We start from the raw sequence: 1326 nt of genomic DNA on the forward strand, positions 1-1326 counted from the left end.
AAGCTCGCCCCGGGCCCTGGGAAGCCTCGGGTCGTGATCACCGAACTGGCAGCCGAGACCTGGGACCGCGACCTGGACCACCTCCTCACCACCATCGGGCACCACTTCGGCCGCGTCGAGCCACGCCGCCGCATGCGGGACTATGTGCGCGCGCTGCTCGCCCCGGTGGCCCGCAAGAACAGCTGGCAACTTGCCGAACACGCCGGCCACGCCACCCCCGACGGACTGCAGCACCTGCTCTCCCGAGCCCGCTGGAACCCCGACGACATCCGCGACGACCTGCAGACCTACGTCGCCGAACACCTCGGCCGCCCCGACGGGGTACTGATCATCGACGACACCGGGTTCCTGAAGAAGGGCACTACGTCCGCAGGCGTCCAAAGGCAGTACTCCGGCACAGCAGGCCGCACCGAGAACTGCCAGATCGGAGTCTTCGCCGCCTACGCCAGCACAGCCGGCCGCGCCCTGGTGGACCGCGAGCTCTACCTGCCCAGGTCCTGGACCGACGACCCCGACCGCTGCCGCGCGGCCAAGGTCCCCGACCAGCGGCAGTTCGCCACCAAGAACAGCCTTGCGGCGACGATCGTCCGCAGGGCTCTGGCCTCGCCGCTGCCGATCGCCTGGGTCACGGCGGACGCCGCTTACGGACAGGACAACCGCTTCCGCCGGATGCTGGAAACGTCCGGCGTCGGCTATGTCCTGGCCGTCCCCAAGTCCCAGTTCTCCCTGGCCGGCCCACGCATCGACAGGGCCTTCGACCAAGCCCCCGACCAGGCATGGCAACGCCGTTCCTGCGGCGCGGGCGTGAAGGGGCAGCGCGAGTACGACTGGGCGGCCGTCCAGTTGCGCCCAGTGGCCGAGTACGACCACCAGGACGGCGTGTTGATCCGCCGGCGGTGGGCGCTGGCACGGCGCAGCCTGACCCGGCCGGACGAGATCGCCTACTACCTCGGCTACGCACCGCTGGATGTCGCAGTGGATGAACTGGTGCGCGTCGCAGGCGCCCGGTGGGCGATCGAGGAGTGTTTCCAGGCAGCGAAGAACGAGTGCGGCCTGGACGAGTACGAAGTCCGCCGCTACGTCGGCTGGTACCGGCACATCACCCTGGCCATGCTCGCCCACACCTTCCTCGCGGCGATGAGCGCGCGAGCAGCCGAAAAAGGGGATCCACCGGTGAGGATGCCGTGGTCATCGAGCTCACCGTGGCGGAAGTGCGGCGACTCCTGGCAGCTCACACACCCCGAGACCTTCACACCCTCACCCACGCGTTGAGCTGGTCGCACTGGCGCCGACGACGCCAAGCGGTGGCCCGCCGCTGCCACTACC

1 protein-coding gene is annotated in these 1326 nt (G+C 69.6%); it reads left to right on the plus strand.

Annotated elements, in window-relative coordinates:
* Window positions 1-45: 45 nt before the first annotated feature.
* Window positions 46-1272, plus strand: coding sequence for an IS701 family transposase (locus ACIBAF_RS49285; RefSeq protein ID WP_399473425.1), 1227 nt, complete (start codon window positions 46-48; stop codon window positions 1270-1272).
* The last annotated feature ends 54 nt before the right edge of the window (window positions 1273-1326 follow it).

This window comes from Streptomyces sp. NPDC051677 (genome assembly GCF_044453465.1).
Taxonomy (GTDB): domain Bacteria; phylum Actinomycetota; class Actinomycetes; order Streptomycetales; family Streptomycetaceae; genus Streptomyces.